Origin of the sequence: Gemmobacter serpentinus, from assembly GCF_008973825.1 — a bacterium.
GTDB classification, from domain to species: Bacteria; Pseudomonadota; Alphaproteobacteria; order Rhodobacterales; family Rhodobacteraceae; genus Gemmobacter; species Gemmobacter serpentinus.
The window spans coordinates 1-26,272 of sequence record NZ_WCHR01000027.1; the positions used below are offsets into that span (position 1 = coordinate 1).

The 26,272-nt window shown below is 63.7% G+C and carries 28 protein-coding genes; 15 read left to right on the forward strand and 13 right to left on the reverse strand.

Going from position 1 to position 26,272, the window contains the following annotated elements; all coding sequences use genetic code 11:
* A partial coding sequence (locus GBJ34_RS20845; protein WP_226341218.1) for a hypothetical protein occupies positions 1-446 on the forward strand: 446 nt, incomplete at its 5' end.
* 595 nt (positions 447-1,041) lie between these two features.
* Here GBJ34_RS20845 and GBJ34_RS15290 read toward each other — a convergent pair.
* Genes GBJ34_RS15290 through GBJ34_RS15300 form a run of 3 tightly spaced genes read right to left on the reverse strand, consistent with a single transcriptional unit; the run spans position 1,042 to position 2,759 of the window.
* Positions 1,042-1,830, reverse strand: a complete 789-nt coding sequence (locus tag GBJ34_RS15290; RefSeq protein ID WP_151720069.1) for an anti-sigma factor family protein — start codon at positions 1,828-1,830, stop codon at positions 1,042-1,044.
* The gene (locus GBJ34_RS15295) at positions 1,827-2,348 is read right to left on the reverse strand and encodes a sigma-70 family RNA polymerase sigma factor (protein ID WP_151720070.1); all 522 of its coding nucleotides are present in this window, start codon (positions 2,346-2,348) and stop codon (positions 1,827-1,829) included. Before GBJ34_RS15295 ends, GBJ34_RS15290 begins: the two co-directional genes overlap by 4 nt.
* 39 nt (positions 2,349-2,387) lie before the next feature.
* A complete protein-coding gene (locus GBJ34_RS15300; protein WP_151720071.1) occupies positions 2,388-2,759 on the reverse strand; it encodes a COG4315 family predicted lipoprotein in 372 nt (123 codons plus the stop codon).
* 427 nt (positions 2,760-3,186) lie between these two features.
* Here GBJ34_RS15300 and GBJ34_RS15305 point away from each other — a divergent pair, with 427 nt between their 5' ends.
* From GBJ34_RS15305 to GBJ34_RS15315, 3 genes are all read left to right on the forward strand, one after another.
* The gene (locus tag GBJ34_RS15305; protein ID WP_226341219.1) at positions 3,187-4,023 is read left to right on the forward strand and encodes an AraC family transcriptional regulator; all 837 of its coding nucleotides are present in this window, start codon (positions 3,187-3,189) and stop codon (positions 4,021-4,023) included.
* 79 nt (positions 4,024-4,102) lie between these two features.
* A complete protein-coding gene (locus GBJ34_RS15310) occupies positions 4,103-5,002 on the forward strand; it encodes a DMT family transporter (protein WP_151720072.1) in 900 nt (299 codons plus the stop codon).
* A gap of 442 nt (positions 5,003-5,444) precedes the next feature.
* Positions 5,445-5,978 (forward strand): hypothetical protein, encoded by a 534-nt coding sequence (locus GBJ34_RS15315; protein ID WP_151720073.1) that lies wholly within the window; start codon positions 5,445-5,447, stop codon positions 5,976-5,978.
* 580 nt (positions 5,979-6,558) lie between these two features.
* Here the strand turns inward: GBJ34_RS15315 and GBJ34_RS15320 are convergent.
* The gene (locus tag GBJ34_RS15320) at positions 6,559-7,356 is read right to left on the reverse strand and encodes an alpha/beta hydrolase (protein ID WP_151720074.1); all 798 of its coding nucleotides are present in this window, start codon (positions 7,354-7,356) and stop codon (positions 6,559-6,561) included.
* Between the two features lie 117 nt (positions 7,357-7,473).
* On the opposite strand from GBJ34_RS15320, the gene GBJ34_RS15325 reads away from it, so the two are divergent.
* A complete protein-coding gene (locus GBJ34_RS15325; RefSeq protein WP_151720075.1) occupies positions 7,474-8,430 on the forward strand; it encodes a GlxA family transcriptional regulator in 957 nt (318 codons plus the stop codon).
* A 158-nt stretch (positions 8,431-8,588) separates the two neighbouring features.
* The gene (locus GBJ34_RS15330; protein WP_151720076.1) at positions 8,589-9,245 is read left to right on the forward strand and encodes a glutathione S-transferase family protein; all 657 of its coding nucleotides are present in this window, start codon (positions 8,589-8,591) and stop codon (positions 9,243-9,245) included.
* Between the two features lie 3 nt (positions 9,246-9,248).
* Here GBJ34_RS15330 and GBJ34_RS15335 read toward each other — a convergent pair whose 3' ends face one another.
* Positions 9,249-10,490 carry an MFS transporter gene (locus GBJ34_RS15335; RefSeq protein ID WP_151720077.1) on the reverse strand — a complete coding sequence of 414 codons (1,242 nt, stop codon included), beginning with the start codon at positions 10,488-10,490 and terminating at the stop codon, positions 9,249-9,251.
* A 205-nt stretch (positions 10,491-10,695) separates the two neighbouring features.
* Here GBJ34_RS15335 and GBJ34_RS15340 point away from each other — a divergent pair, with 205 nt between their 5' ends.
* The gene (locus GBJ34_RS15340; RefSeq protein WP_151720078.1) at positions 10,696-11,157 is read left to right on the forward strand and encodes a carboxymuconolactone decarboxylase family protein; all 462 of its coding nucleotides are present in this window, start codon (positions 10,696-10,698) and stop codon (positions 11,155-11,157) included.
* Positions 11,147-12,013 (forward strand): sigma-70 family RNA polymerase sigma factor, encoded by an 867-nt coding sequence (locus GBJ34_RS15345; RefSeq protein WP_151720079.1) that lies wholly within the window; start codon positions 11,147-11,149, stop codon positions 12,011-12,013. Before GBJ34_RS15340 ends, GBJ34_RS15345 begins: the two co-directional genes overlap by 11 nt.
* 13 nt (positions 12,014-12,026) lie before the next feature.
* Here GBJ34_RS15345 and GBJ34_RS15350 read toward each other — a convergent pair whose 3' ends face one another.
* Positions 12,027-13,034: a zinc-dependent alcohol dehydrogenase family protein gene (locus GBJ34_RS15350; RefSeq protein ID WP_151720080.1), complete on the reverse strand. Its 1,008-nt coding sequence runs from the start codon at positions 13,032-13,034 to the stop codon at positions 12,027-12,029.
* A 138-nt stretch (positions 13,035-13,172) separates the two neighbouring features.
* On the opposite strand from GBJ34_RS15350, the gene GBJ34_RS15355 reads away from it, so the two are divergent.
* The 4 genes from GBJ34_RS15355 to GBJ34_RS15370 all read left to right on the forward strand — a co-directional run bounded on the left by GBJ34_RS15355 (position 13,173) and on the right by GBJ34_RS15370 (position 15,228).
* Positions 13,173-13,523 (forward strand): winged helix-turn-helix transcriptional regulator, encoded by a 351-nt coding sequence (locus GBJ34_RS15355; protein ID WP_151720081.1) that lies wholly within the window; start codon positions 13,173-13,175, stop codon positions 13,521-13,523.
* Positions 13,524-13,765: 242 nt separating this feature from the next.
* Positions 13,766-13,981 (forward strand): hypothetical protein, encoded by a 216-nt coding sequence (locus GBJ34_RS15360; RefSeq protein ID WP_151720082.1) that lies wholly within the window; start codon positions 13,766-13,768, stop codon positions 13,979-13,981.
* 264 nt (positions 13,982-14,245) lie between these two features.
* On the forward strand, positions 14,246-14,722 hold the full coding sequence (locus GBJ34_RS15365; protein WP_151720083.1) for a hypothetical protein: 477 nt from the start codon (positions 14,246-14,248) through the stop codon (positions 14,720-14,722).
* Entirely contained in the window at positions 14,719-15,228 is a 510-nt protein-coding gene (locus tag GBJ34_RS15370; protein WP_151720084.1) for a hypothetical protein, read from the forward strand. The genes GBJ34_RS15365 and GBJ34_RS15370 overlap by 4 nt, the downstream gene beginning before the upstream one ends.
* Before the next feature lie 352 nt (positions 15,229-15,580).
* Here GBJ34_RS15370 and GBJ34_RS15375 read toward each other — a convergent pair whose 3' ends face one another.
* From GBJ34_RS15375 to GBJ34_RS15395, 5 genes are all read right to left on the reverse strand, one after another.
* Positions 15,581-16,900: a class I SAM-dependent methyltransferase gene (locus GBJ34_RS15375; RefSeq protein ID WP_192931243.1), complete on the reverse strand. Its 1,320-nt coding sequence runs from the start codon at positions 16,898-16,900 to the stop codon at positions 15,581-15,583.
* Positions 16,901-17,056: 156 nt separating this feature from the next.
* Positions 17,057-17,872: a site-specific integrase gene (locus GBJ34_RS15380; protein ID WP_151720086.1), complete on the reverse strand. Its 816-nt coding sequence runs from the start codon at positions 17,870-17,872 to the stop codon at positions 17,057-17,059.
* Positions 17,833-19,161, reverse strand: coding sequence for a DUF6538 domain-containing protein (locus GBJ34_RS15385; RefSeq protein WP_318843231.1), 1,329 nt, complete (start codon positions 19,159-19,161; stop codon positions 17,833-17,835). The genes GBJ34_RS15380 and GBJ34_RS15385 overlap by 40 nt, the downstream gene beginning before the upstream one ends.
* Before the next feature lie 62 nt (positions 19,162-19,223).
* Positions 19,224-20,447 carry a DegT/DnrJ/EryC1/StrS family aminotransferase gene (locus GBJ34_RS15390; RefSeq protein ID WP_151720088.1) on the reverse strand — a complete coding sequence of 408 codons (1,224 nt, stop codon included), beginning with the start codon at positions 20,445-20,447 and terminating at the stop codon, positions 19,224-19,226.
* A 4-nt stretch (positions 20,448-20,451) separates the two neighbouring features.
* Complete coding sequence (locus tag GBJ34_RS15395) at positions 20,452-21,132, reverse strand: HAD-IA family hydrolase (RefSeq protein ID WP_151720089.1); 681 nt, start codon at positions 21,130-21,132, stop codon at positions 20,452-20,454.
* 94 nt (positions 21,133-21,226) lie between these two features.
* On the opposite strand from GBJ34_RS15395, the gene glmU reads away from it, so the two are divergent.
* Together glmU and glmS are read left to right on the forward strand one after the other, a co-directional pair.
* Positions 21,227-22,579, forward strand: coding sequence for a bifunctional UDP-N-acetylglucosamine diphosphorylase/glucosamine-1-phosphate N-acetyltransferase GlmU (gene glmU, locus GBJ34_RS15400; protein WP_151720090.1), 1,353 nt, complete (start codon positions 21,227-21,229; stop codon positions 22,577-22,579).
* 2 nt (positions 22,580-22,581) lie between these two features.
* Positions 22,582-24,396, forward strand: a complete 1,815-nt coding sequence (gene glmS / locus GBJ34_RS15405) for a glutamine--fructose-6-phosphate transaminase (isomerizing) (RefSeq protein WP_151720091.1) — start codon at positions 22,582-22,584, stop codon at positions 24,394-24,396.
* Positions 24,397-24,470: 74 nt separating this feature from the next.
* Here glmS and GBJ34_RS15410 read toward each other — a convergent pair whose 3' ends face one another.
* Positions 24,471-24,950 carry a hypothetical protein gene (locus GBJ34_RS15410; RefSeq protein ID WP_151720092.1) on the reverse strand — a complete coding sequence of 160 codons (480 nt, stop codon included), beginning with the start codon at positions 24,948-24,950 and terminating at the stop codon, positions 24,471-24,473.
* A gap of 130 nt (positions 24,951-25,080) precedes the next feature.
* Between GBJ34_RS15410 and GBJ34_RS15415 the strand changes: the two genes are divergently transcribed.
* A complete protein-coding gene (locus tag GBJ34_RS15415; RefSeq protein ID WP_151720093.1) occupies positions 25,081-25,767 on the forward strand; it encodes a DNA alkylation repair protein in 687 nt (228 codons plus the stop codon).
* 9 nt (positions 25,768-25,776) lie between these two features.
* Here GBJ34_RS15415 and GBJ34_RS15420 read toward each other — a convergent pair whose 3' ends face one another.
* Positions 25,777-26,262, reverse strand: coding sequence for a D-galactarate dehydratase (locus GBJ34_RS15420; protein ID WP_226341220.1), 486 nt, complete (start codon positions 26,260-26,262; stop codon positions 25,777-25,779).
* Positions 26,263-26,272 lie beyond the last annotated feature (10 nt).

Here is a 26,272-nt window from a genome sequence, read left to right on the forward strand (position 1 = left end):
GAAACGCGCCCCTCGCAGCCTTCAACACCATGTTTTATATAGGAAATATAATGGTCAGGACAGCGAAATCAGCGCCTTACTTGGGAAATGTGGGTTTATTTGATCGACGTCCGCGAGAGCTTCGTGAGCACGAGAATTACGCAGATGGTCGGCTCCTCGTGCCTCACGGTGGAGAGAGGGCGATACATTTCGGTTTATATGTATCTGCCGCCATTACACGCTTCGGCATTCAACCGCTTCATGCCGACAACACAGACAGTCTGCGGCGCCTGCAGGACCGTGCAAGGGAGGGGACGGAGCCTGCGATGGTTGTGGGCATCCCGATCTGCACAGATGCCAAGTTACTCGGCGTTCCGAAGATGACGTGGTTGGACGCTGCAGGCATTGTGGACACGGGAGGGCTGGCCGTGTTCGATCTGCGCAAAATCTTGTTTGATTTCGATTAGCAACGGTGTTTTTCTTTAATGGATAGGACCAGCACTGAACTCCATCGCGATTTCGGAAAGCTCCTTGGTTTTCTGACCTCGATAGCTTGTCGCATTATGCAGCTTTCGGACCGTAAGGCTGGCGTAATGAGCTGCCTCGACAGGCTCCTGCCCTGGAGCTTCCGGCCGTCAAGCTGACATGGCGTGGGGCGTAGGAAGCACTTACCGAAATGCTGCGCCCCGCGTCCAATGGCCGGTTCGGGGTATGCCGCCGCGCAGCACCGGCGAGGCTCGACCGTCCGCAAAGGGCCGGCCTCGTCAAGCCGGGGAGGCTCGAGCGTCAGCATAGGGCTGGCCTAGCCTAGCCTGGCGTGGCGTGGCCAGTGGCACGGCTGAGGGCACAACCCGCCGGTTGTTGTGCCGCCGCATGTTGCTCGGAAGGCGAGGTGCGGGCGAGTGGGTCGCACATATGGCGCTCCGCTATGGCAGCATCCGCAAGGAGATTGGCCGGTTGAAAGCGATCGGGATCGGGCTGATAGAGGTGCCGGATGGCTCTTCTCGGAAGATCAGGCCGCGGACGACCGGTTCTGGGGCTGCTCTGACACGCCCCGGCCTGTCAGATCAGCTGGTCATAGGCGGCCAGGGCGATCTGGCGCAGCATCTCTCGCGGCACTGTGCCGGTGACGGCATAGCTCAGGTCGCGGTCCATCCAGTAAAAGCTCTGGGTCTCGCCCTGTTGTGCGAACTGAAAGGCGGTTTCCGGGCTGGCACCCTCAGGCGCGATGTAAAGCGTGATGCGCTGGCCCTGAGGATCTTCATACATGTAAAGCGCCGCTGCGCCTTCCGCCGAGGGCACGATCCGCCCCCCCATCAGGCTGAACCCTGCCGCCGCAAAGTCAGGCGGCCGGATCTCATGGCCCAGCCGTTTGGACATCCAGGTGTTCAGATGCTCGGCCTCTGATGCGGAGACCTCAACCGGATGCGCGACCTCGACGACAAAGGTCTCATAGGCACGTATGGCATTGGAGGCGAGGGTCTGGGCACCGGCGGAGGGTGTGGCAAGATCACGGGCGAACCAGCCGGTCCCGGCCCCAAACGCCAGCGCTGCGCAGGTCGCTGCGATCAGGGCAAACCGGCCCTGTTTGGGCCTTGCCTGCTCTGCGGCATCACCCGCTTTGGCGCGGCGGATGATCGCGGTAAGCCTGTCCGGCACGGGTTCCTCTGCAACGGGCCCGTAAAGATCCCGGATGGCGGCATCCTGCAGCTGCCATTCTGCCAGAGTGGCACTTGCGGCAGGATCATCGACGAGACGCGCCTTCATTGCGGCGGCTTCCTCCGGCGGCAGCGCCCCTGCGGCATAGGTCAGCAGTTCGGCCTCAGTCAGGGCAGGCTTTTCCGTCATCATTTCCTCTCCCGTCCCGGTCCGGGCAGCACATCGGCACCCGGGCCGCGTCCGGTCAGCACCCGCAATGTGGCACGCGCGCGGGCCAGCCGCGACATCAGCGTTCCCTTCGGGATCTCTAAAAGCCCTGCGGCCTCCTCCAATGTCTTGCCCTCCAGCGCCACGATCAGCAGTGCTTCGCGCTGATCGACAGGCAGGCGGGCCATGGCATCGCGCACTTCGCGCAGCGCGAGGCCGCTTTCCGGGTCACCGAACTGGACCGGCTCGACCGCCAGATCCTCGATGGCCACCAGATGGCCAGGTGCCGGATCCCTGCGGTGCAGATCGCGGTAGCGGTTGATCAGGATCCGGAAGAGCCAGGCCTGAACCGGGCCGTCGCCGCGCCACAGATGGCGGTTGGCCACGGCCCGTTCCAGGCAATCCTGCACCAGATCATCGGCCCGGTCCCGGTCGCGCATCAAAGCCCGCGCATAGCGCCGCAGCGCCGGTATCGCAGATTCGATCTCATCCAGAACCCTCATCTTTCGGGCTTTCTGTCAGGGGGCAGGATCATCAGGACCTCAGGGCCGGGCGATATGCCAGACGCCTTTGACACCGTCACCGGCCACATCGCCCGGAGCGGCATCATTGGCAAAGGTGTAAAGCGGCTTGCCCTTGTAGGTCCACTGCTTCGCGCCATCGGCGCGGTCGATCACGGCATAATCGCCCTCCGCCTTGTCCTCAGCCGTTGCGGCCAGGATCGGCCAGATCGCCGCGCATTCGCCCGCGCAGTTCGAGGCGCCGTCGGTGTCTTTGTCGAAGGTGTAAAGCGTCATGCCCTCGGCATTGGTCAGCAGCGCGCCACCTGCATGCTCCGCCGTCAGGGCGGGGTCGGCCATGGCGGCACCAGTGCCAAGGATCAGGGCGCAGACGGTGGTCATCAGGCGGTTCATAAGGGTCACTCCAGGTTACCGGACGCACCACAGATCGCGGCGTCCTGAAGTGAATGACGTGGGAAAGCGAAGAATAATCCCGGGGCTGGCGATGTTTTCTGACGGGGAGGCTTTCTGCCCGACGGGTGGCCCTGACCGGCCAGTACGCCATGGCGCGCATCCTCACCATCCAGCTTGGTTTTGCTCCGCCGCCACGGACGAATTTTGCGCCGCCGTAGACACAATCAGAGTTCGGGACATGAAGGTTAAAGGTCAGCAAGACAATCACAGCACTGAAAAGACCAGCAGGCTCCCTGACACGCCCTTCCTCTGAACCGACAAGACTACCTTCCGCTTCCTGATATCGGCGGCGCAGGCGTCGATCTCCCCCCTTTGCTCCACCGCTTCTGCCACCCTATGCTGCCGTGGCCTAAGGAGACGACCTTCGTTGACAGAAACACCGACCCCATTGGAAAAGCCCGACCGGGCCGTGCTGCGGCGCCTGCCCGGGTTCTTTGCCATCGAAACGCTGGAGGCCCGTTACCTGCGCCAAAGCTTCAAGCCCCATGCGCATGATGAATATCTGATCGGCGTCATCGATGGCGGCGTGCATTCTGTCTGGTGCCGGGGCGAGCAGAATGCTGTGCCCGCCGGATCGGTGGTGACCATGCGCCCGGGCGATGTGCATCACGGCGGCGCGGGCGGGGCGCAGGGTTGGCGGCAGCGGATGATCTATGTGCCCGAGGCGGCGATGCGAACCCTGCTGTCAGATCAGCTGGATCGCCCGGTCACCGGCACGCTGGATTTCGCGAGCGCCTTCCATGCCCGGCCCGATCTGGCCCGCCGTTTTGTCGATCTTCACGGCACCTTGCACGATGCGCCGCAAACCTTGGCGCGGGACACCGCATTGGAGGCGCTTCTGGGCCTTTTGCTGTCCGAGCTGACCGGGCATGAGGTGCCGTCCCGTCCCTCAGTGCAGGGGCGGATCGCCGATGCGATGGGTTTTCTCGATGCACATCTGGCCGAGGATATATCGCTGGAGGATCTGTGTCAGATCACCGGCCTGCGCCGTCGTCAGACCATCGACAGCTTCCGCCGCGCGACGGGGCTGCCACCCCATGCCTGGCATCTGCAACGCCGCATTGCCCGGGTGAAGGCACTGCTGGACCAGGGCATGGCCCCGGCCATGGCCGGGGCCGAGACCGGCTTTGCCGATCAAAGCCATATGGGGCGCCATTTCGCGGCGATCACCGGCACCACGCCCGCCGCCTATGCGAGGGGCTGAGGGCCGCACTTTCGTTCTATCCCGCAGAGGTCCGGATCGCCTACCCAGCTGATGTTGTGCATCGGCCCCGAGGTTTTCCATGTCCCTGTCCCCCGCCCATCCCGCACCCGGCCGAACACTACTCTGGGCCGATCTCGCCGTGCTGGGCGTCGCCGTGGTCTGGGGCGCAAGCTATCCGGTCGCCAAGGGCGCGCTGACCCATGCGCCGGTGCTCCTCCTTATCTTCTACCGCTTTGCAATTACCGCGTCCGTGATGAGTCTCATCGCGGGGCGGGGTCTGGCCGCAGCCTCGCGGCGCGATTTGGCGGCGGGGATGATCCTCGGCGCGATCCTGACCGCGATCTTCCTAGCCGAGACCTGGGGCGTGGCCCTGACCTCGGCGACCAACACCGCCCTGATCATCTCGCTCTGCACCGTGCTGACGCCGTTTCTCGATTTCGGGTTGCGCCGCCGTCTGCCGCCCGGTGGGGTCATCCTTGGCGCGGCTGTGGCGATCCTCGGCGTCGGCACCCTTGCGGGCGGCGTCACCGCGCTTGGCACCGGCGATCTGCTGGTGCTGGCCGCTGCCGGGCTGCGCGCCGTCATGGTCGTCTCAACCAAACGGTTGATGGAGGGCAGCGCGCTTTCCTCGGCCGCGCTGACCGCCGTGCAATCGGGCACGGTGATGCTGCTGGTGCTGGCCCTGCTGCCGGTCCAAGGGGGGCCATCGGCGCTGATCGTCCATGCGGGGCCGGGCTTCTGGGGCGCCGTCACGTTCCTGTCGCTCTTCTGCACCATCGGCGCCTTCTATGTGCAGAACGCTGCCGTCCGCCGCAGCAGCCCGACCCGGGTCAGCTTCCTGATGGGGACCGAGCCGCTGTTCGGCTTTGCCCTGTCCTGGGCGATCCTGTCGGAGGCTGCGACCGGTGCCACGCTGATCGGCGCAGCGCTGATCGTCGGGGGAACCTTCATCGGGCTGATCTTCGAGCGGAGGGGGTGACGCATGCGCGCCGCGCGTCTGGATGCCCCATGGCGCCCCCATAATCTGTGCGGCCCGAATCCGCGCGTTACCGAAAGATCATGCGGAATTCGTGCGAAACCGCAGGCCAGCCAGAAAGTCCGTAAAACGAAACCCACCCGTTTCAGGCAACCACAATATGGGGTTTCAACAAAATCCAGGGCCGAAATCCGAGTTCCTGGCCAAGTTTGAGATGAGTTTCTCACAATCGTCGCATGAATGGCAGATAGGTTTCGCTGGCCCTGTTCCAGCGCAAACTTCCCTTCGACTTCCGCTGAAGGGCCAAGTCCGACACCCAAGACAGGCATCAACTTATCCGAAGGGATCAAATTTGTCGCTTTTCTGTGGACGGCCAAATTTTTCCTGTCACGCCACGAAATTCCGGCACTATTAGAAAGGTCGTCCCATAACGAAAGGAACGACCATGGAACACAAGACCACCACCAATCGCATCAAGACCAGCATGATCCCGGATCTCAAAAAGGCGATCCGTGCGTTGGCGAAGACGCCGCCCGAGGATACCTCGCTCAAGGCTGCACTTCGTCAGGCGATGCCCGAGATTCATGAAGCGCGTGCCGCTGGCCGCAGCTTTGATGACATTGCCGCCGCGTTCACGGGCTTCGGGGTCAAGATCACCGGCTCGACGCTTAACAGCTATTTCCGCGATGAAATGAAGGCGAATGCAATGGTGCCGGCAGGGAAGGAAGCACAGGAAACGTCTGACAAAGTCCCGGCATCGAATGCGCTCGTCGTCAAGGATGAGCCGCGCGCATCCGAGCCTGCCAGCAAGCTGGCTTTTGAGGACATCGCGGACGATCCGGAAGAGGTGACCAAGACACGTCCTGCGCCCGCGGCACCCGGGTTCTCGCCCCCATCCTCGCCCTCATCGTATCAGATGGAGGAAGAATTGCGGGCGCTGAATGCCAGCATGACGGATGACATCGAGACGGATGACTGATCCGCGACGCAATACCCGCCCTGCCCATCGCGCTGATCTTCGCTGAAGGTCCGCGCGATGGGCGTCACTCCGCAGCCAGCAGGTTGAAGATTGAAACCGCAAGGTCTGCCCTCAGATCTTCGCCAGGGTGACCACTTTGGACCCATAGCGGATCCGAACCCGATATCGGCGTTTCTCTTCAGGCCCGCGCATTGACTGCAGCGATATGCGATCATCGTATGCGTTGCAGGAATGGCGTTGTGGCCGCTCCCTTGACCGCTGCTGGCACGATAGCAGTGATGCAAGCAATCTGACTCGGAGATGCGGAGATCACGCCACTGCAAGACAGAGGTTCGCGAGACGTTATTCTCCCACTCTATGGTGAAAACCGTGTCCTGCGATTGTAGCGCTGATGTGGGCAGTATTCTTGAGCGGGTCGCCTACAGAGACTGCAGCGACGCCAGCCGCATAGGTCTGTAAGAAGCCGATGGCAGAAACTGCGGCAAAAGGCCCATAGGAAGCGCGGACACATGCCCGGACTATCGGAATCTATGCGGGCGGTCGCAGGTTCTGTTTCATTGGCTTGATGGGCAGCGCGATCTCAGGCCGCACGCAGTTGCGCCAGTTTGCCGGTCTGCCCCTCGGCCCAATCCAGTGCCGCATCGGCCACCTCCTCCCAGCCTTTGTCCATCAGCGTCCAATGCGAACGATCCTCAAAGATCCGCAGGTCGGTCGGGCTGCTGGCCCGGGATTGCTTGCGCCAGATCGCCTTCGTCATCGACGCATCGGCGATCAGATCCTTGCCGCCGCCGATCAGCAGAAGCGGTGCGCGGTCCTGGCCGGCCCAGTCGATCTTCAGCGGCTTCACCACGCCGTTCCAGTAAACCCGGCCCGGCGTCGGCACGATGTAGCGGTCATAGGCGGCCTCCAGCTGATCCTGCGGCAGGGTCTGGGCAAAGCGGCGGGCAAAGAAGCTGCGGCTCATCACCTTGGCCTTCCGCCAGGAGAAAAAGTCGCCGAACACCGGCAGCGCCGAGACAATCGCATGGAGGCCAAGCGCCACGCCGGGCGTCGGCGCGGGGTTGAACGCAACGCCGGCAGCCCCCAGCCCCTTCGCCAGCAGATGCTGGACAAAGACCCCGCCGAGCGAATGACCGATCAGGATCGGCTGGTCCGGCAGCGCGCGGATGATCGCCTCATAATGCGCGATGATGTTGTTCTGGCTCAGCCGGGCAAGGCGCGGATCGGGGCTGTCGCGCAGCGCCTGCGGGGCGCGGTCGTCAAAGGGCCAGTCGGGGGCGATCACGGTATAGCCGCGGGCCTCATAGCGGGCTTTCACCTTTTCCCAGGACCGGCTGTTCAGCCAGGCGCCGTGGATCAGAACGATGGTCTTGGTCATGGTATCCTCCTGTAGCTGCGGCAGGATGTCCGCCGCTGATGGGAAGAAGATGAAGCTTTTGCGCGGATCACGGGATTGGCGTATATGACATTCAGCAAGCCATAAGTGACAAACACCATGCCCGAACCCTTTGAGATCGGCCTGATGCTTTACCCGGGGTGCCAGATGGCCTCGGTTCACGGGATGGCGGATATGTTTGCCGTCGCCAACCTGTATGCGGCGGAACACGGCAGCCCGGCGCGGATCGCCTGCAGCCGGTGGGAGGAAGGCCCCGCAGGCTGGGCGCGTAGCGCGGACAGCCCATCCGGCACACGCCCGCCCGAAGTCATCATCGTGCCGGGCCGCCTGACGCCGCCGATGCAGGCCGATGAGGCCGCGCCCTTTGCCGACTGGCTGCGGGCGCGTCATGGGCAGGGCAGCACCATCGCCTCCATCTGCGTGGGGGCGTTTCTGCTGGGCCATGCCGGGCTGCTGACCGGGCGGCGCGCCACCACGCACTGGCTTTATACCGATGCCTTCCGCGCAGCTTTCCCGAAGGTGCGGCTGACGCCCGAGGCGATTGTGGTCGAGGATGGCGATATCCTGACCGCCGCAGGGATGATGGCCTGGACGGATCTTGGCCTGCGGCTGATCCACCGCTTTCTTGGCCCCACGGTAATGGCGGAAACCGCGCGGTTCCTGCTGGTCGATCCGGCGGGGCGAGAGCAGCGCCATTACAGCCATTTCGCGCCGCGCCTGTCGCATGGCGATCCCGCGATCCTGCGGGTGCAGCACTGGTTGCAGGCGCGCGGCGGGCGTGAGGTCTCGATCCCAGCCATGGCTGCCAAGGCCCAGATGGAGCCGCGCACCTTCCTGCGCCGGTTCCAGCGCGCGACCGGGCTGCGGCCGACGGAATATGTGCAGCATCTGCGGGTTGGATTGGCGCGCGAGCGGCTGGAATTCACCCGCGACCCGGTGGACCGCATCGCATGGGAGGCGGGCTATGACGATCCCGCCGCCTTCCGCCGCATCTTTCAGCGCATCACCGGCCTGACAGCCGGGGCCTACCGCGAGAAATTCGCCACCAAGGGGTGACCGCAGCGATGGGAACCGCTTTCCTGTCTTCGCGATTTAACCGAAAGCCTTGCCTGCCCTCCGAACCCAAGTCCCCCCCAGACGCGCCCAGACACGGGCCAATTCTACCCCCGTTCTCTTTCATCTGACGGCTCCTCAAGCACAACGGAGAACCCCTCATGGCACCGATCATTACCGCGTTTGAACGATCGCCGGACCGTGGCAGGGGCCTTGCGCGGGATATGCGGGTGCGGTGGGCGCTGGAGGAGGTGGGCCAGCCCTATGATGTGCGTCTGGTGTCCTTCGCAGACATGAAAGAGCCCGCGCATCTTGCGCGGAACCCGTTCGGCCAGATCCCGACTTATGAAGAGGATGACCTGACCCTCTTCGAATCCGGCGCCATCACCCTGCATATCGCCGAAACCCATCCGGGCCTGTTGCCCGATGATCCGAACGCCCGCGCCCGTGCGATCTCGTGGATGTTCGCAGCGCTCAACACCGTTGAGCCGCCGATCTTCGAGCGCAGCCTTGCCACCATTCTGGAGCATGACGCGCCCTGGTATCAGCAGCGGCTGCAGGGGCTGAACGACAGCATCCGCAAACGGCTGACCAGTCTGGCCGGGCATCTGGGCGATGCCCCATGGCTCGACGGTGCCTTCAGCGCGGGGGACCTGCTGATGGTGACCGTGCAGCGGAGGTTGCACGGGTCCGGCCTGCTGGAGGAATACCCAGCCCTTGCCGCCTATGTGGCGCGGGGCGAGGCGCGGCCCGCGTATCAGCGCGCGTTTGACGATCAATTGGCCGTATTCCGCGACGCACAAAGGGAAGAAGGCTAAGGGCTATCGCACTGCCCGGTCCGGCGCAGCTTTCGCCAGCAGCACCGGCGACAGAAAGCCCGTCATTGCGACCAGACCGCTGACCACGCCCATGGCTACGAACAGCCAGCGGATGCCGATCAGCTCTCCGACCGGCGTTGCGATGGCCAGACCCACGGGGGCGGCAAGGCCCATCATCGTCGCCATCAGCGACAGGGCGCGGCCTTGCAGGTGGTTTGGCACCCGGGTCTGGATCAGCACGGTCAGCGGCGCATTGCCAAGGATGAAGGCCAGGCTGCTGATGACCCAGAATACCACCGCCAGCCAGAACATCCCGCCCGGCACCAAAGCCGCCAGCGCGAAGGCAAAGCAAGACAGCGCAAAGCCCCAGAGGATCCAGAGGACCAACCGCTTTGGCGCCAGCGCAGTGACGATCACCCCGCCAAGGATCATGCCCGCGCCGCCCAGCCCCTCTATCACGGCCACCTCGGTCGGGCCGCCGCCGAAATGCTCTTTGACCAGCAAGGGCACCAGCGTGAAGGACGGCATCAACACCAGAACCACCGCCGTCAGCAGAAGATACACCCGCCACAACACGGGATCGCCCCGCACAAGCGCCACGCCCTCGCGGAACTCGGCCCAGAGGCTGCTGCGCTGATCCATCGGCACACGATGCTGCGGAATGGCGTAGATCAGCAGCGGCACGATGCCGAGAACGGCGGTGCCGACGTCGATAGACAGCGCGTAGCCGATGGGCATCACGCTGATCGCCAGCGCCCCCAAAGGCGCGGCGGCGATGGTGATGATCCCCATCAGCGTCTGGTTCAGCCCCGCCGCGCGCGGCAGAAAGCTGGCTGGCACCAGCATCGCCGTGCTGGCCGCCGCCGCCGGCTGCTGAAACGCCTGCATCGCGCTGCGGAGGAACATCATCGTGTAGATATGCCAAAGCTCGATCCGCGCGCTCAGGAACAGCGCGATCAGCACCAGCATGCACAGGGCGCTGATTAGATCGGCCAGGATCATGATCAGGCGGCGGCTGTAGCGATCCGCCAGCGTGCCGCCCAAGGGCCCCAGCAGCGCCTGCGGTGCCAGCGCAACCAGCCCGGCCAGGGCCAGGGCCGAGACAGAGCCGGTGGTGTCGGTGATCCACCAGATCAGCACGAATTGCGTCATGGCCGACCCGATCAGCGAGGCCGCCTGACCGCCAAAGATCGCCCAGAACCGCCATTCCCAGCCGGGGCCCGGATCGGGGGCGGTATCCGTCATGGCTGCACCCAGATTGGCCTGAACATCCGCTTGCCCCCTCACTGCATCACGCCTGCACAGGTCTCTAACGCAGAACCAGCCCAATGGTATCCCGCATGCCTCTCACTCGGCGGAAACCTGATCCCATCGAAAAAATCCAGCCCCCATGTCACATCCCGCTATCCTGCTTCGTCATGCTGGTGTCTGATCGAAAATGGAGAGAATGATGACACCCCGCATGACCGATTACTTCAAACGCGCCGAGGCCGGGTTCAAGCCGCTGTTCGCGCTGGAAGCCGCCTTGCGCGCCGGGCCGATTGAGGCGCCGCTCTTGCATCTGATCAAGTTGCGCGCCAGCCAGATCAATGGCTGCGCCTATTGCATCCATCTGCACGCCTCCGAGGCGCTGAAGGACGGTGAGACGTCGCTGCGCCTGCATATGCTGGTCGCTTGGCGCGAAAGCTCGTTCTATTCGCCCCGCGAACGGGCGGCTTTGGCCTGGACCGAGGCGCTGACACTGGTGGCTGAAACCGGCGCGCCGGATGCGGATTGGGAGGCGGTGAAGGCCGCGTTCAATGATGATGAGCGGGCGTGGCTGTCCATGGCCGTGGCCGCAATCAACATGTGGAACCGCATTCAGGTCGGCTTCCGCGCGGCCCATCCGACCGAATTGCCCCATGCCGCCTGACCGCAGCCCAAAAACCTTCGCGGCGATGTTCGAGGCGCAGCGGCCCCGGCTGCTGCGTCTTGGCTACCGCATGCTCGGCTCGCGCCATGAGGCCGAGGATGTGGTGCAAGAGGCATATCTGCGCTGGCACCACAGCGATCAGGCGGCGGTGCTTGAACCTGCCGCCTGGCTTACCCGCGTGGTATCGCGGCTTTGTCTGGACCAGATGAAATCCGCCCGGGCGCGGCGCGAGGCCTATCCCGGCACCTGGCTGCCCGAGCCACTGATTGAGCCCGAGGATGACACGATGCGCCCCGACAATCTGACGCTGACCCTGATGATGGCGCTGGAACGGCTGTCGCCGCTGGAGCGCGCGGCCTTTCTGCTGCATGACGTCTTTGGCCAACCCCTCGACGAGGTCGCCGCTACCATCGAGCGCAGCCCCGCCGCCACCCGCCAGCTGGCCTCCCGTGCGCGGGCGCATGTGAAGGTAGACCGACCCCGGCAAGAGATCCCCCGCGAACAGCGCGACAGCCTGACCCGCGCCTTCTTTGAAGCCTGTATCTCGGGCGATGCCGCAACCCTTGGCGCCATGCTGGCAAGCGATGTCAGCCTGCATTCCGATGGCGGTGGCAAGGTGCGATCCTATGACATCATTCGCGGCAGTGATGCGATCCGGCGCATGTATATCGGCATCGCCCGCAAATTTGCCCCGGTCGAGATGGTGCGGCTGGTCACCATTGACGGCTTGCCCGGCTATCTGACCCGCCAGAGCGGCATGTTGCAGATCACCGCGCTGGAATTCGAGGGCGAGCGCATCGCCAATATCTACATCACCCGCAACCCCGACAAGCTGAACGGGGTTGCGGTGCATTGACGGGCGGACCTGATCACCAGGTCAGACAGATCTTGCCGAAATGCCGCCCTGCCTGCTGCCAGGCAAAGGCCTCGGCTATGTCTTCCAGCGGCATGCTGCGGTCGATGACCGGCCGCCAGTCGAACCCTTCCAGCGCGCGGACCATGTCGCGCTGTTGCTCGCGGCTGCCGACAATCAGGCCCTGCAGCTTTTGCTGCCGCGTCATCAGCTCGACCGTCGGCACCGCGCCGCCAAACCCGGTCAGCACGCCGATCAGGGCGATATGGCCGCCGACCCGGCAAGCGCGGATCGACTGGGTCAGGGTCTCCGGGCCGCCGACTTCGATCACGATATCCGCGCCGCGCCCCCCGGTGGCGTCCAGAACTGCCACGCTCCAGTCCGGGTTCACGACATAGTCGATGACCGCATCCGCCCCGAGCGCGCGCAGACGTTCCGCCTTCGCCGCGCTTGAGGTGGTGGCGATCACCCGCGCGCCCATCGATTTGGCCATTTGCAGTGCCAGGATCGAAACGCCGCCGCTGCCCAGCACCAGCACGGTATCGCCCGCCTTGATCTGACCATCGACCACCAGTGCCCGCCAGGCGGTCAGGCCCGCCGTGGTCAGCGTTGCCGCCTCGGCATGGCTGTAGCCTTTGGGCGAATGGGTGAAGGCACTGGCCGGCAGGGTCACGCTTTCGCGGGCAAAGCCATCAATGCCGTCACCGGGGACCGTGGCGAAGGTATTGGGCATGTCACGCCCCGACTGCCACTCTGGAAAGAAGCACGACACCACCGCATCGCCGACCGCGAATTCGGTGACACCCGCACCGATGGCCGTCACGACACCCGCGCCATCCGCCATCGGAATCAGGGGGCCGCCTGCCGTGCGCGGCTGGGACACTACCAGCAGATCATGGTAGTTGAGCGAGCTCGCATGCAGGCGCACGGTGATCTCGGCCGCAGCGGGGGCGGCAGGTTCAGGCAGGTCAACCAGCCGCAGATTTTCAAACCCGCCCGGCAGGGCAAGCTGGATCGCTTTCATAAAACGCACTCCGGTTTTGGGGCAGGCTGTGAAACCCTGCCATTGCCCGGCTCACTAAAGCGCTGTAGTCATTCTGCGCAAGAACGCACAAATTTCGCATATACTTACAAAAATGTAAGTCATGGGCCGGAGGAAGCGATGCACAAGCTGAACGGCAAAAGCGGATGTGCGGTGGAGGTGACGCTTTCGGTCATGGGCGGCACGTGGAAGCCGATCATCCTGTTCCACCTTTTGCGCGGCCGGATGCGTTTCAGCGATCTGGGACGGGCGATCCCTTCGGTCACCCAAAGGATGCTGACCCTGCAGCTGCGCGAGCTGGAAGAAGCCGCGATCATCACCCGCACCGTCTATCCCGAGGTGCCGCCGCGGGTGGAATACGAGCTCACGCCGCTCGGCCACTCGCTGGAGCCGATCCTTGTCTCGATGCGGGACTGGGGGCTGAACTACACCGGTGCGGCGCCGGTGGCGGAACCCTGCCCCTTAGCCTGAGGCTGCTGTGCAATCCGGGCACTGTTTTCCCGAATGACGGATCCAGGCTGTGATCATCGAACAGTCAGTGTCGTCACCGAGGCCTTCACCTGGCGCCGTGGCAGGCACGGAGCTCTTGGCCGTGGTAACTCAGGCTTCTGACCCGCGCGCCGGGGGGCTCAGGAATTTCATTGGAGTGACAGGGCGCCGTCGGAGATTGGTGAGCGGGAGACGATACTCGACAGGGTGAGACCAGCCGGAAAATGATCGTCCAGCTTGCTCAACCGGTAGAAGATGTAGTTCATGTCTCGCTTGCGACTCAGCGCAAGACGCTCGCCAAGGATTCCAATTTCGTTATAGGGCTGCGCGATGACCGCAATCCAGAGCTGAGGGCTAGGCTCGACGCCATGACCACCCGCCGACCACGGTTTAAGATTTTGTCATCGTGGAAGAAACCCGCCATCTCGGAGCCAATCTGAGACAATTTTGTCCAAGAGCGATGAGACCGACCGGGAGTCAGCTTCTGCGGCAGCTTCGAGCGCCGTCTTTTTCTCAGGTGTAAGTCGAAATGATATAGGAAGCCCTTTTTGACTCATTTGTAGTTGTCCGTAGTTAATTTTGATTGACCGAGGCTTCGATCTGAAATACATATAACTACATTGACGTTACTGCAAGCGGACTGGGCGGAAATCTCACCTTCCTCCCAGCCCTAACCGAGACTCGATCTATGAGGAGATCGCATCATGGCTGTGGCCAATCCTATCACCATGCCCAAGGCCCTGAAAGGGCCGAGCCGGCGCGCCATCCTGGGCGGCTTGCCCGCCGCCAGCGCGGCACTGCTTCTGCCCGATATGTTCGGCACCGAGCCCCCTCCGGTCGATGAAGATATCGTGCCCCACCCGGTGCTGGCGCTGCCTTTTGTGCGTCAGTCGACCGAGGCCGAACGGGCTGCTGGCGCGCCTCCGCGCAACTTCTGGTCGGTCAGCCCGTCTTGGACGTTCTCGCAGGATTGCGACACCGGCAGCCGCTACGCCCGCCTGGCGCTCGCATATATGTCGCGCCACGGTTCGCCCAACATCCTGCAGTGGTCGATCTTTGACATGATCCGGCAAGGCCATCGCCATAGCGGCATCGAGATCGCATACCTCTCGCATTTCGCAGGTCTTGCCCTGGCCGCATACACCTCCAGCTCTGTCGCTGCCCCGGGAGATTTCGCATGAACAAGCCGCTCCATTCGACTTCTGTGGCCCACCTCCCTGCTATGCTGGTCGGGCCTCGCGAGACGGAGATCTCGCGGGCCTTCACCATGCTTCTGCCGGTTCTTACGGCCTACATCCGCGCAGAGCGTGAGCTTGAGGACGTAGGCTTCAGCCTCGATCCGGCTTACTCCGCATGGCATCACGACTCCGATGCTGCGCAGGATCGTTTGAGCGATTTGGTGCGTGCCCTGCGCAGCGCGCCCGCATCTTCGCCTTTGGATGCACCCTTGCGTCGCGTTGCACTGGTGATCCACAAGATGCGCTGCGATCCGGAGAAGGCTCGTGTGTTGCATGAGACGATGGATGCAAAATTCGAAGCGCGCTTTCAGGTTTCGGGGAGCAGCCCAACCGCAAAGCACCGTCAGATGCTGCTGGCGTTTTGTCGCCCGATTTTGGCTCAGTTCGCCGCACTTCCGCTTTTCGACGCCGGACCTGGCGATGATGCCGATATGGTGGCGCTGACCTGAGCGGCCAATCGTCTGGAAACACGTCTCTGGCGGCATCGCTCGCCAGAGACAATATGCCCAAATAATTCGATCATCTGAGCGTGTGAAAATGTATTTCCTGAGCCTATTTCGGCATTCAGATCAGGTTTCGGGTGTTCGGATTTAGGCTTCAGGTCGTTCTGGGTCATACTTTTTCGTTTTTCTTTCTGAGGCCCGGACGTGGACTTTTACTTTTCTTTTTCTTCTCGTGAAGAGGTCGGGTTTCTTGTTGTCTACTTCTTTTCAACGGCATGATTTTTAAAGGATTATTTCAGTTTTTGAGGCGGCATTGCGCTCTGTGCGGCCACAGCCACCCGCATACCAGAGCGCCCGCTCACGCCCAGGCGGGTATGCCGACGGCTATCTCATGCCCGTCAGCGCTGCGCAGCGCGGGCCTCACCCCGGCGTTGATCATCTCCAGCACGCGCAGCCCATTTGCGCTGGCTTCGACAAGCGCATCGAACAGGGTGCTCTGGCCTGTGACACGCCCCGCGCGGATCAGCAGGGCGATCATGGCGGCATCATCAAGGTCGTGGAAGGTTGTGGGGACGGTGCCCCCGTTAGGGCGAACCTGCGCCAGTCCCAGCTTCTGCAGCGCATCAAAATGCAGGCCGGTATGGGCGGAACCACCGTCGTTCAGGCACAGCTTAAACCCGTCGCAGTGCCACCATAGGGCATTCAGGGCCAAAGCATTGGACCAGGTGATGAACTGCGAAAACCGCACCGTATCGGCCCCTGTCAGGGCGATGACCCGCGCATAGAGGACCGCCTGCGCGGGTGTCATCGCCTCGGCTGGCAGCGCAGAGCGATCCTGTGGCGCGGTTATGCCCTGCGGATCATGACCCGCAATCAGCAGATCCTGAAACTCCATCGGCAGCGCCGAGGGACGGCCGCTCCAATGGCCGTTCACCACGAGCGTTTTCGCAAATCCGGCCTGATCCATGATCTCCAGCACCCGCGCGCGCGGATGGGCGATGACCAGTTCGGGATTGGCCGGGTTTTCGACCCGGCATTCACCATCCTGATATTTCAGCGCGAAATGCCCCTTGCCGGCGGCCAGCAGGCGATCAACCTCGGGATCCAGCAGGAAGATCGTCGTCACCAAACGGCCCGATGGCTTCAGCACCCGCGCCGCTTCGCGCGCATATGTTTCGACCGTGGGCAGATCGACATGGGTCAGGACCGAGATCATGAAGACCAGGTCGAGGCTCGCATCGTCAAAGGGAAAGCGGAAGCTGGCCCCGTCTTGGGTGCCATCGGGATTGTAGGGCTTGCTTTTGACGTCAATCCGCCGGAAGCGGAAATTCGGATGGCGCGGCGTGATGTTCTGCTGCGCCCAGGCGATGCCATCGGCATTTGGGTCAAGGCCGGTGTAATCGACATCCGGCCCCAGCCTTCGCGCCAGCGCCATGGCGATCCGCCCGAAACCGCAGCCCAGATCCAGGATCCTGGCCTTCGCCGGTAGCCCGCCTGCTGTCAGGATCCTGGCATAATGATTGGCAACCTGCGGCGCGACGCCGCCATTGAACCGGGTTTCCTGCGCGACCGTGGGCTGAACGGTGGTTTCAACGCGCTCTTCCAGCTCTGCGGCGATCATGCAGGCCGAGGTCCAGAGGCGTTGGTGAATGTCGTCTGGATTGGGATTTGGGGGCAAGGGAACAGTATCCGAAACAATTAACTTGAGACACGGGTGCGGTGACCCGCCGAACACAGGGCGACACCTTCTGCGAAGCGCGAGCCGCCCCGCCACCATTGCAAGCGGGGCGAATTTGTCCAGTCACCCTCTTGCATGACACGTAAGAGGTGACCTTCACCGCACTGAGATCACCGGCAGGTCATCAACGACCGGAAGCGCGTTGATGGCCACCTGCAGATCCCGCAGCGGGGAGGGCTCGGCATAGACTCTCTCGTTGGTGTCGTCGCCCTCATGCCCGACCAGCTCGATGCGCACCAGCTTCGGGATCGTCGTGACCCGCGACAGCCTGTCATTGACGAAGTGTCGGAACGAATGGTTGACGAAGCCCTTCGGGTTCCCCTCAAACACCACATCCAACTCGGTCGAGAACCGATGATAAAGCGCGGCGCCGAACTTCGTGCCTGAGTTCTTCACATGGTTCTCCGGCCGGAAATCCGGGAAGAGATCGCGTTCCTTCCGGCTGCGCAGTTTCGCGAGATAGGTCAGAAATCCGAGCTGGATCAGTCTGTCGTGGATAGGGATCCGCCGCTCCCCGGCTAGGGTCTTTACCCCGCGGTTCGCATTGTCACGGATGTCAAAGTAGACAATGCTATCCTCCTCGCGAATATCGGCGCACATCATCCCGGCGATCTCTTCGCGGCGCGCCCCGGTATAGGCCGCGATCAGCGGCGCCCAGTAGAGTCCATCCTTGATCACCCGCTTTCCAGGGGCATTGCGATGACGCTGGCTTTCGCATCCGGTCCAGATTGTGTGCCGGAACAGCAGGTTGAGATCTGCCTCCTTGAAACCCGCCCGCTTGTCGCGGGCGCGTTTGCGCTCGCGCAGCCGCAGCTTTTTCGGCTGCAGTTTTGGATCAATCGCGATGCCATCCTCTTCGGCCCGGGCGAGGATCAGCGCCAGGACATCCAGATGCCGGTTGATCGTGGCCACGGCAAAACCAACCTTCTCGGGCGGCAGCTTGGCCGCCTGCGTGAAGGCCTCTTTTCGATAGGCCTGGCGATATCCTTTTTGCTCTTGCCCCAACTGGAGGGCAGCCGGTGCAATGTGTCGCGAAAGACCGAAAGATGTGATGGACGGATCTCGCGGATGTCGCTGACGCCGGTCGCCTGCGTGAACAGGCGGGCCGTTACCAGCCGCGACCGCTCCATGGTCTCGGGCGTCCGTTCTGGGGTGCCATCCTCCAGAACCAGATGCTTGCGTTCCTGCTTGCGGATTTCCAGCCGCTCGGCATTCAGCCGTTCCGTCGTGGCAAGGACCGTGGGATCGCAGATCTCTGCTGGCGTAGCCTGCGGCCGCGGTGCCGCTATCGGCATTGCGGGCTGGGGCAAAGCTACCAGCACCGGCTGCGGCTGGATCGGCGCCGGGTTGGCATCGGGCGGGGCGTCCTGCCCAAACCAATCCAGACGATCGCGCGCTATGATCCCGGTAGCGATCTGCTCTGCCATATCTGCCATGATCTGGCTCTCTGCCCCCAGCACGGCCTCGGGCTGCGCATAGGCCGCTGCGCGCCCACCGATCAGCAGGCGACGCAGCTGCAGCAGCGATGCGCTGTCAAGAGGTTGTGCCGATCCGGTTGCCGTTCTGAATTCGGACGCGGTCCGGCGCATCCTCGCCTCGGACCGCATGTCAGCCGCCAGCATCGCCAGCGTGGTTTCCAGCATCGACAGATCGGCAGGGGTGGCGCCATTCCCGATCAGCCGGTCAACGACAGGCGGATCAAGATCGGCCCGGGGACCGTGCTCGGCCATCAGACGCCAGGCGGTGGTGGTCGCCCAATCGGCCCGGATATCGGTCTCGGCCAGGCCCACCGGATCCATCCGGGACACCAGATCCACCCGGCGGATCCGGGCCAGTTCCTCTGTGATGACGTGGGACAGCCAGGTCCGGGCATCTTCTACAGAGATCAGATTACGGGTCAGATCATCGAACATGCGATCACTCTCAACGGTCAGCTTCCGGGCGATCATACAGGCTTCCGCCCGCACTCCGGTCCGCAAAGACAGCTGCAGCATGTCGATAGACGTGGATAACCCCGGCACCCGCCGGCGCCAGTAGAACACGCTCCCGCGCTGAAAAAGATGAAGGTGTTTGCCCATGACGGCCCCCAAAAAGAGGCGGGCCTTGCAACCACGGACCGGGAATGTGTGACACACTTGTGTGACACCATGGGGTAAGTCCTCGACCCACCCCATTGACTTCAAAGCACAAACAGCCGCCACTGCCTTCAACTATCCCCCCGGGGGAGTCTCCGCAGGAGACGGGGTGGGAGCCCCCTTTAACCTCAGTCGCCGCGCGCACCGCCCTCGGGCGCCGACAGATCGCCCTGATAGACCGCCGAAACCTCGGCCCGGATGATGCGGGCGATCTGGGCGCAATCCTCAAGGCTGAAGGTCAGCGGCAAGCGCATGTCGAGAATGCCGTTCAACACCCGGTCGCTTGCCGGCATCGGCGCGCTTGGCGCATAGGTCCAGCTGTCATAGCGGCTGGTGAAGCCCACGGGATCCGGGGCACCGAACCATTTCAGCTCCACTCCGCGGGCCGCGCAGCGGGACAGGACGGCGCGGATCGCCGCAGGCTGCCAATCCAGCAACAGGAACTGGAAGGAAGAAGCCACGAACCCCTCGGCCTCCGGCCGGGCGATCAGGGTCAGGCCCGGGGTCTGGTCCAGCCCTGCCTCCACGACATGATATCGTTCATTCCAGCGCGCGCATTGCCGGGCCAGATCCTGCAATTGCGGGCGCAGGATGGCGGCGCGCAGATTGTCCATCCGGCCCGAGACATTGGGCGTGACCAGCCGTAGCGCCGCAAATGCCTCGGGCGGCGGCGCGGCGCGGTGGCGGTCATAAAGCATATAGCTGCCCGAGAGCAGGACCGCCCGCGCCATCAGACCCGGATCATCCGAGATCAGCAGACCACCCTCGCCCGAATTCATATGCTTGTAGGTCTGGGTTGAATAGCATCCCATCGCCCCCCAACGCCCGCTTTGCCGCCCGGCCCAGGATGCCCCCATCGTATGGGCGCAATCCTCGATCACCGTGACGCCCCGCGCGTCACACAGGCGCATCAGTGCCGCCATGTCGCAGATATGGCCGCGCATATGGCTCAGCATCAGGACCCGCGCCTGATCCGCCTTGGCGGCCAGATCATCGAGATCGATCACCAGCCCCTCGGTCACGCCAACGAAAACCGGCACGGCCCCAAGGCTTGCAATCGCGCCGGGCACCGGGGCCAGCGTGAAGGCATTGGTCAGCACGCGGTCACCGGGCTGCACGCCCACGGCGCGCAGGGCACAGGCCAGCGCATAGCCACCCGAGGCCACGGCCAGGCAATAGCGCGCGCCGGTCGCGGCTGCGAATTCCTCTTCCAGCAACGCGGCTTCGGCCACCTCGCCCGGCACGGTGTTGTAGCGGTGCAGTCGCCCCGATTGCATCACCCGCAGGGCTGCGGCAATCGCGGCCTCCGGGATCGGCTCCTGCTGGGTGAAACTGCCCTTGAAGACCTCCATCCGGTCAATCCCCCAGCAGCTGGCGCACCAGATCGGGCAAGGCGTCATAGTGATCCAGCAATGCCTCGGGCGCGAGCCGCTTCACACCCTGCCCCTCGGGCCCGAAGGAGACGAGGATGCAGGGCACCCCCGCCGCGCGGGCGGTGTCACGATCCGTCACCGTGTCCCCCACCAGCAGCGACCGCGCGGGATCGCCGCCCGCCCAATTGACCGCGGCAAGATAGGGCGCGGGATCGGGCTTGCGGGTGGGCAGCGTATCGGCGCCGACAAGCGCATCAAACAGGTGCCGGATGCCCAGTCGCATCACCAGTGCCTCGGCCAGACCTCCAGGTTTGTTGGTGCAGATCGAAGTCGCAAAGCCCGCAGCACGCAAAGCCTCTATCGCCGCCACAACACCGGGGTAAAGCCGCGTATGGGTGTCGATCGCCTCGGCATAGGCCGCAAGCAGCACCGGATATTGCGCATCGACCAGGCCCGCATCCGGTATCCCCAGCCGCTCCAGCCCCAGGCGCAACATGGCGCGTCCGCCCTGAAAGGCGGTCAGTGCGTCAGAGTCGGGCGACAACAGGTCACCATGGCCCATGCCGCGGAAACAGGCATTGGCCGCAGCGATCAGATCGGCCGAGGTATCGGCCAGCGTTCCGTCCAGATCGAAGACCACGATGGGCCGTAGGGAAGTCTGCATCTTGAAACCTGCCGAAAGGTTCTGTGAAAGGGGCCAGCTTGCGCCCCCCGACATCCGGGTTAAAACGGGCGCAACACCAAGGTAAAGAGGTCTCATGCCGGTTTCTCTCGTCATTCTCGCGGCCGGGCAAGGCACGCGGATGAATTCCGACCTGCCCAAAGTGCTGCACAAGGTCGCGGGCGCACCGATGCTGCATCACGCCATGCAGGCCGGAGCCTCGCTGTCGCCGGGCCAGGTCGTGGTCGTCGCAGGCCATGGGGCCGAGGCCGTCAGCAAGGCCGCAATGGCCTATGACGAAGATTGCACCGTGGTCGTGCAGGAAGCCCAGCTTGGCACCGCCCATGCCGTCGCGCAGGCGGCGCCGGTGCTGTCGGATGCCCGTGGCGATTGCGTCGTGCTTTACGGTGACACCCCTTTCATCCGCCCCGAAACGCTGGAGGCGATGCTGGATGCGCGCGCCCGTCACGCGGTTGTCGTGCTGGGATTCGAGGCCCGCGACCCCGGCCGCTACGGGCGGCTTGTGACGCAGGGCGAGGCGCTGGAGCGTATCGTTGAATTCAAGGATGCAACCCATGAAGAACGCGAGATAACCCTTTGTAATTCTGGCGTGATCTGCGCCGATACACAGACCCTTTTCAGCCTTGTCGCCGAGGTTGGCAATGACAATGCCTCGGGCGAGTATTACCTGACCGATATCGTTGAACTGGCCCGCAAGCGCGGGCTGTCGGCGGGTGTTGTCACCTGCCCGGAATCCGAGACCATGGGCGTCAATACCCGGGCGCAACTGGCCGAGGCCGAGGCGGCTTTCCAGGCCCGCGCCCGCGCCGAGGCGCTGGAAAACGGCGTGACCCTGACCGCGCCCGAGACGGTGTTCTTCGCCCTTGATACCCATATCGGGCGCGATGCGATCATTGGTCCGAATGTCTATTTCGGCCCCGGTGTCACCATCGAAAGCGGCGCCGAGATCAAGGCCTTCTGCCATCTGGAAGGCTGTCACGTCTCGCGCGGGGCCGATGTCGGCCCCTTTGCCCGGCTGCGTCCCGGCGCGGAACTGGCCGAGCATGTCCATGTCGGCAACTTCGTCGAGATCAAGAACGCCATTCTGGATGAGGGCGTAAAGGTCGGCCATCTGACCTATCTGGGTGATGCCGATATTGGCGAAGGCACCAATATCGGCGCGGGCACCATCACCTGCAATTATGACGGCGTGAACAAGCACCGCACCACCATCGGCAAGCGGGTATTCATCGGATCGGATACGATGCTGGTGGCACCGGTGAAGGTGGGCGATGACGCGATGACCGGATCGGGTTCCGTCATCACCGAGGACGTGCCGGACGAGGCGGTGGCGCTTGGCCGTGCGCGGCAGGTCGTGAAGCCGGGCCTCGCGCCAAAATTGTTCGATTTGTATAAATCTATTAAAGCAAAACGTCAGAAAGGTGCCTGAATATGTGTGGTATTGTAGGGGTTCTGGGAACCCATCAGGTTGCGCCCTTGCTGGTGGAATCGTTGAAGCGGCTGGAATATCGCGGCTATGACAGCGCGGGTATTGCCACGATCAGCGATGGCCGGCTGGACCGCCGCCGCGCGGTCGGGAAGCTGGTGAATCTGTCGGATCTTCTGGTGCATGAGCCGCTGGCGGGGCGCGCGGGCATCGGCCATACCCGCTGGGCGACGCATGGTGCCGCAACCGTCGCCAATGCCCATCCCCATCGCGCGGGCACGGTCGCCGTGGTGCATAACGGCATCATCGAGAACTTCCGCGAACTGCGTGAGGAATTGTCGAAAGACGGCTACAGCTTCGAATCCGAGACCGATACCGAAACCGTCGCCCTGCTGATGCGCCGCGCACTGGCATCCGGCAAAGCCCCGCAAGAGGCCACCGCCGAGGTGCTGGGCCGCCTGCATGGTGCTTTCGCCCTGTGCTTTCTGTTCGAAGGCGAAGAGGATCTGCTGATCTGCGCCCGCAAGGGCAGCCCGCTGGCCATCGGCCATGGCGATGGCGAGATGTTCGTGGGCTCGGATGCAATCGCCCTCGCCCCGATGACGGACCGGATCACCTATCTGGAAGAAGGCGATTGGGCCGTCATCACCCGCGCCGGGGCCCAGATCTTTGATGCGCAGAACCGCCGCGCCAATCGCGCGATCAGCCGGATTCAGGTCGATGCGACCCGGATTGAAAAGGCCGGCTACAAGCACTTCATGGCCAAGGAAATCGCCGAACAGCCGGTGGTTCTGGCCGATGCGCTGCGCCATTACACCCGCGAGGGCGGGCTGAACCTGCCCGAAGACATCGACTTCTCCGCCGTGGATCGTGTCACGCTTGTGGCCTGCGGCACCGCGCATTACGCCTGCCATGTGGCGAAATACCTGTTTGAAAGCCTGGCCGGCCTGCCCTGCGACATCGATGTCGCCTCGGAGTTTCGCTATCGCGAACCGCCGCTGTCGGATCGGTCCTGGGCGCTGTTCATCAGCCAGTCGGGCGAAACCGCCGATACGCTGGCAGCCCTGCGCTACAGCCGCGACAAGGTGGCCAAGGTGGTCTCGGTGGTCAATGTGCCGACATCCTCCATCGCGCGCGAAAGCGACGTGGCGCTGCCGATCATGGCCGGGATCGAGGTGGGCGTGGCCTCGACCAAGGCGTTCACCTGCCAGTTGGCAGTGCTGACCCTGCTGGCGCTGAAGGCGGGGCAGGATCGCGGGTGCCTCTCGCGCGAACAGGTGGCGGCGCATCTTGAGAATTTCCGCTGCCTGCCGGGTCTGATGAACCATGCCCTATCGCTTGCCGATGACATCGCCGCGCTGTCAGAGCAACTGGCCGAGGCGCAGGATATTCTGTTCCTGGGGCGCGGCCCGATGTATCCGCTGGCGCTGGAAGGTGCGCTGAAGCTGAAGGAAATCAGCTATATCCATGCCGAGGGCTATGCCAGCGGCGAGTTGAAACACGGCCCCATCGCGCTGATCGACAACCGCGTTCCGGTGATCGTGCTGGCCCCGCGCGATCACCTTTTCGAAAAGACCGTGTCGAACATGCAAGAGGTGATGGCCCGCCATGGCAAGGTTTTGCTGCTATCGGATGCGGCGGGCATCCAGGAGGCGGGCGCGGGCTGCTGGAAGACCCTGACCTTGCCGCAGGTGCCCGATCTGTTTGCCCCGATCCTCTATGCGGTTCCGGCGCAATTGCTGGCCTATCACACCGCCATAGCCAAGGGCACCGATGTGGACCAGCCCCGCAATCTGGCAAAATCCGTCACGGTGGAGTGAAGGGGCTGTCATGAGAATGGATTGCGGCCCGGTGAACCGGGCCGCAACGCTTGGGCACGTTTCGGGGCCGCGCCTCATGGCGTGATTGCGGCACGCACCATTCCGTCCAGCGCATCGATTGCCGGATTGGGGCAATAGGAGCGGTAACTTACCTCGCGCCCCGGCTCTTTCAGCTGCACGCGGTCGATGCCGTAATCCAGACATTCCTGACTGTCGTTCAGCTTCCGCGCCGGGATCGGATGATCCAGGATCGACTGCCTTGCGCGGGCAAATACCTCTGGCGATAGCTGTTTGGACTCCAGCTTCCGGTCGCGCCCGCCGGGCTGCCACATCTCGGTCTGAACCACGCCATCGGGATAGATCCGCATCTCGCTGCCGCCCGCGAAACTGCCGCCCCGCAACAGGCTGATCTCGGAGCTGGTGTCTTGCGGGGTGACCTGCGCCACACAGGCCCCCAGCCCCATTGCAACAAGGGTCGAAACCCCGATCTGCCCCAGCCCGATCCGCATTCCGTTGTCCCCGCGCCGCCCACTTTCATTCTGGACCGCTTTCATTCTGGCTCTGCTTCCATTGGCGCGCCGTCTGGGTTAGGGGTCAAGCCATTTCCGTGACCCGTCGCATATCCCAGTCCTCCGCCCCCAGCCCTCGTTCCCAGTCCCCGTTTCAAGCGCAAGGCCCTGCCGCATGATCTCTGCCCCCGACGCCCTCGCCCAGCTGGAAGCCGCTTCCGACCCGTCCAAGATCGCCGAGATGGCGGCCTATCACAAGGCAGCGCGCCGCTATCTGGGGGTGACGGTGCCGCAGATCGATGCGCTGGCCAAGGGCTGGCGCGAAGAGGATACCGATATCGCGGCGCGGGTCGCCCTGGCCTCTGACCTCTGGGACAGCGATGTCCACGAAGCGCGGGTGGCGGCGGCCAAGCTGCTGACACAGGCGCGCATCCGCCCCGATGCGGCAGTCTGGGATCTGATTGCAGGCTGGGTGCCGGACTTTGACGCCTGGGCCATTGCCGACCATGCCTGCAAGGCGGGCGAAAAGCGCGTGATGGCCGACCTTTCGCGGCTGGATGCGGTGGAAGGCTGGACCACGGGGGACAGCTTCTGGATGCGGCGGGCGGCGCTGGTCATCACCCTGCCGCTGGCCAAGCTGAATTTCCCCAAACCCGATGAACTGGCCGCGCGTGAACGCGTTCTGGGTTGGGCCGCGTCTTACGTCGAAGACCGGGAATGGTTCATCCAGAAGGCCATTGGCTGGTGGCTGCGCGATCTGTCGAAACATGACGCGCCGCGCGTCCGCACTTTCCTGGCCGAGCATGGGCCCCATATGAAAGCCTTTTCCCGCAAGGAAGCAGCCCTTTATCTGGCAGGTTAGGGGCGCGTCTCAGCGCGCGAACACCTCGACCTCGGGCAGATCGGTCAACGAGAGGCCAAGCGCGCGAAAGGCCGCAAGCGACAGCTGCGCGGCACCCTCGCCCGGTTGCAACTCCACCTGCACGGTCTGGCCGCCTGCGGTCTTGATCAAGCCCGGCGTCACCGTCTTGACCAGCCCGGTCTTCAGCCAGAACCCCGATGCCGTCGGATCGCCAAGCCCGACCGTCACTTTACCAAGGGCCGCCTGCGCCGCAGGGGCCGGGCTGGCGGTCGCCGCCGCGCGCTGTTCGGGCGTTGTGGTATCCAGCGCATCCGCCGTGCGGGCACCAGCCTTGGGCGCGGGTGCAGACAGTTCGGGCGTGGCCACCGGGGCAGAAGGTGCGGCGGGTGCCGGGGCACCGCTATCGGGCACGCGGTTATTGCCGATCGGGAAATAGCCGCCACAGCCCGCAAGCAGCAGCCCCGTCACAATCAGGGCGATTCCGGTTCCGCGCATCTGACGCCTC

Bases quoted from the DNA above. Each gene is read 5' to 3' on its own strand.
- GBJ34_RS15290 (WP_151720069.1), bottom strand. From the start codon at position 1,830: ATGATGACGGAAAAGCCTGCCCTGACTGAGGCCGAACTGCTGACCTAT.
- GBJ34_RS15295 (WP_151720070.1), bottom strand. From the start codon at position 2,348: ATGAGGGTTCTGGATGAGATCGAATCTGCGATACCGGCGCTGCGGCGC.
- GBJ34_RS15300 (WP_151720071.1), bottom strand. From the start codon at position 2,759: ATGAACCGCCTGATGACCACCGTCTGCGCCCTGATCCTTGGCACTGGT.
- GBJ34_RS15310 (WP_151720072.1), top strand. From the start codon at position 4,103: ATGTCCCTGTCCCCCGCCCATCCCGCACCCGGCCGAACACTACTCTGG.
- GBJ34_RS15315 (WP_151720073.1), top strand. From the start codon at position 5,445: ATGGAACACAAGACCACCACCAATCGCATCAAGACCAGCATGATCCCG.
- GBJ34_RS15320 (WP_151720074.1), bottom strand. From the start codon at position 7,356: ATGACCAAGACCATCGTTCTGATCCACGGCGCCTGGCTGAACAGCCGG.
- GBJ34_RS15325 (WP_151720075.1), top strand. From the start codon at position 7,474: ATGCCCGAACCCTTTGAGATCGGCCTGATGCTTTACCCGGGGTGCCAG.
- GBJ34_RS15330 (WP_151720076.1), top strand. From the start codon at position 8,589: ATGGCACCGATCATTACCGCGTTTGAACGATCGCCGGACCGTGGCAGG.
- GBJ34_RS15335 (WP_151720077.1), bottom strand. From the start codon at position 10,490: ATGACGGATACCGCCCCCGATCCGGGCCCCGGCTGGGAATGGCGGTTC.
- GBJ34_RS15340 (WP_151720078.1), top strand. From the start codon at position 10,696: ATGACACCCCGCATGACCGATTACTTCAAACGCGCCGAGGCCGGGTTC.
- GBJ34_RS15345 (WP_151720079.1), top strand. From the start codon at position 11,147: ATGCCGCCTGACCGCAGCCCAAAAACCTTCGCGGCGATGTTCGAGGCG.
- GBJ34_RS15350 (WP_151720080.1), bottom strand. From the start codon at position 13,034: ATGAAAGCGATCCAGCTTGCCCTGCCGGGCGGGTTTGAAAATCTGCGG.
- GBJ34_RS15355 (WP_151720081.1), top strand. From the start codon at position 13,173: ATGCACAAGCTGAACGGCAAAAGCGGATGTGCGGTGGAGGTGACGCTT.
- GBJ34_RS15360 (WP_151720082.1), top strand. From the start codon at position 13,766: ATGATCGTCCAGCTTGCTCAACCGGTAGAAGATGTAGTTCATGTCTCG.
- GBJ34_RS15365 (WP_151720083.1), top strand. From the start codon at position 14,246: ATGGCTGTGGCCAATCCTATCACCATGCCCAAGGCCCTGAAAGGGCCG.
- GBJ34_RS15370 (WP_151720084.1), top strand. From the start codon at position 14,719: ATGAACAAGCCGCTCCATTCGACTTCTGTGGCCCACCTCCCTGCTATG.
- GBJ34_RS15390 (WP_151720088.1), bottom strand. From the start codon at position 20,447: ATGGAGGTCTTCAAGGGCAGTTTCACCCAGCAGGAGCCGATCCCGGAG.
- GBJ34_RS15395 (WP_151720089.1), bottom strand. From the start codon at position 21,132: ATGCAGACTTCCCTACGGCCCATCGTGGTCTTCGATCTGGACGGAACG.
- glmU (WP_151720090.1), top strand. From the start codon at position 21,227: ATGCCGGTTTCTCTCGTCATTCTCGCGGCCGGGCAAGGCACGCGGATG.
- glmS (WP_151720091.1), top strand. From the start codon at position 22,582: ATGTGTGGTATTGTAGGGGTTCTGGGAACCCATCAGGTTGCGCCCTTG.
- GBJ34_RS15410 (WP_151720092.1), bottom strand. From the start codon at position 24,950: ATGAAAGCGGTCCAGAATGAAAGTGGGCGGCGCGGGGACAACGGAATG.
- GBJ34_RS15415 (WP_151720093.1), top strand. From the start codon at position 25,081: ATGATCTCTGCCCCCGACGCCCTCGCCCAGCTGGAAGCCGCTTCCGAC.
- GBJ34_RS15420 (WP_226341220.1), bottom strand. From the start codon at position 26,262: ATGCGCGGAACCGGAATCGCCCTGATTGTGACGGGGCTGCTGCTTGCG.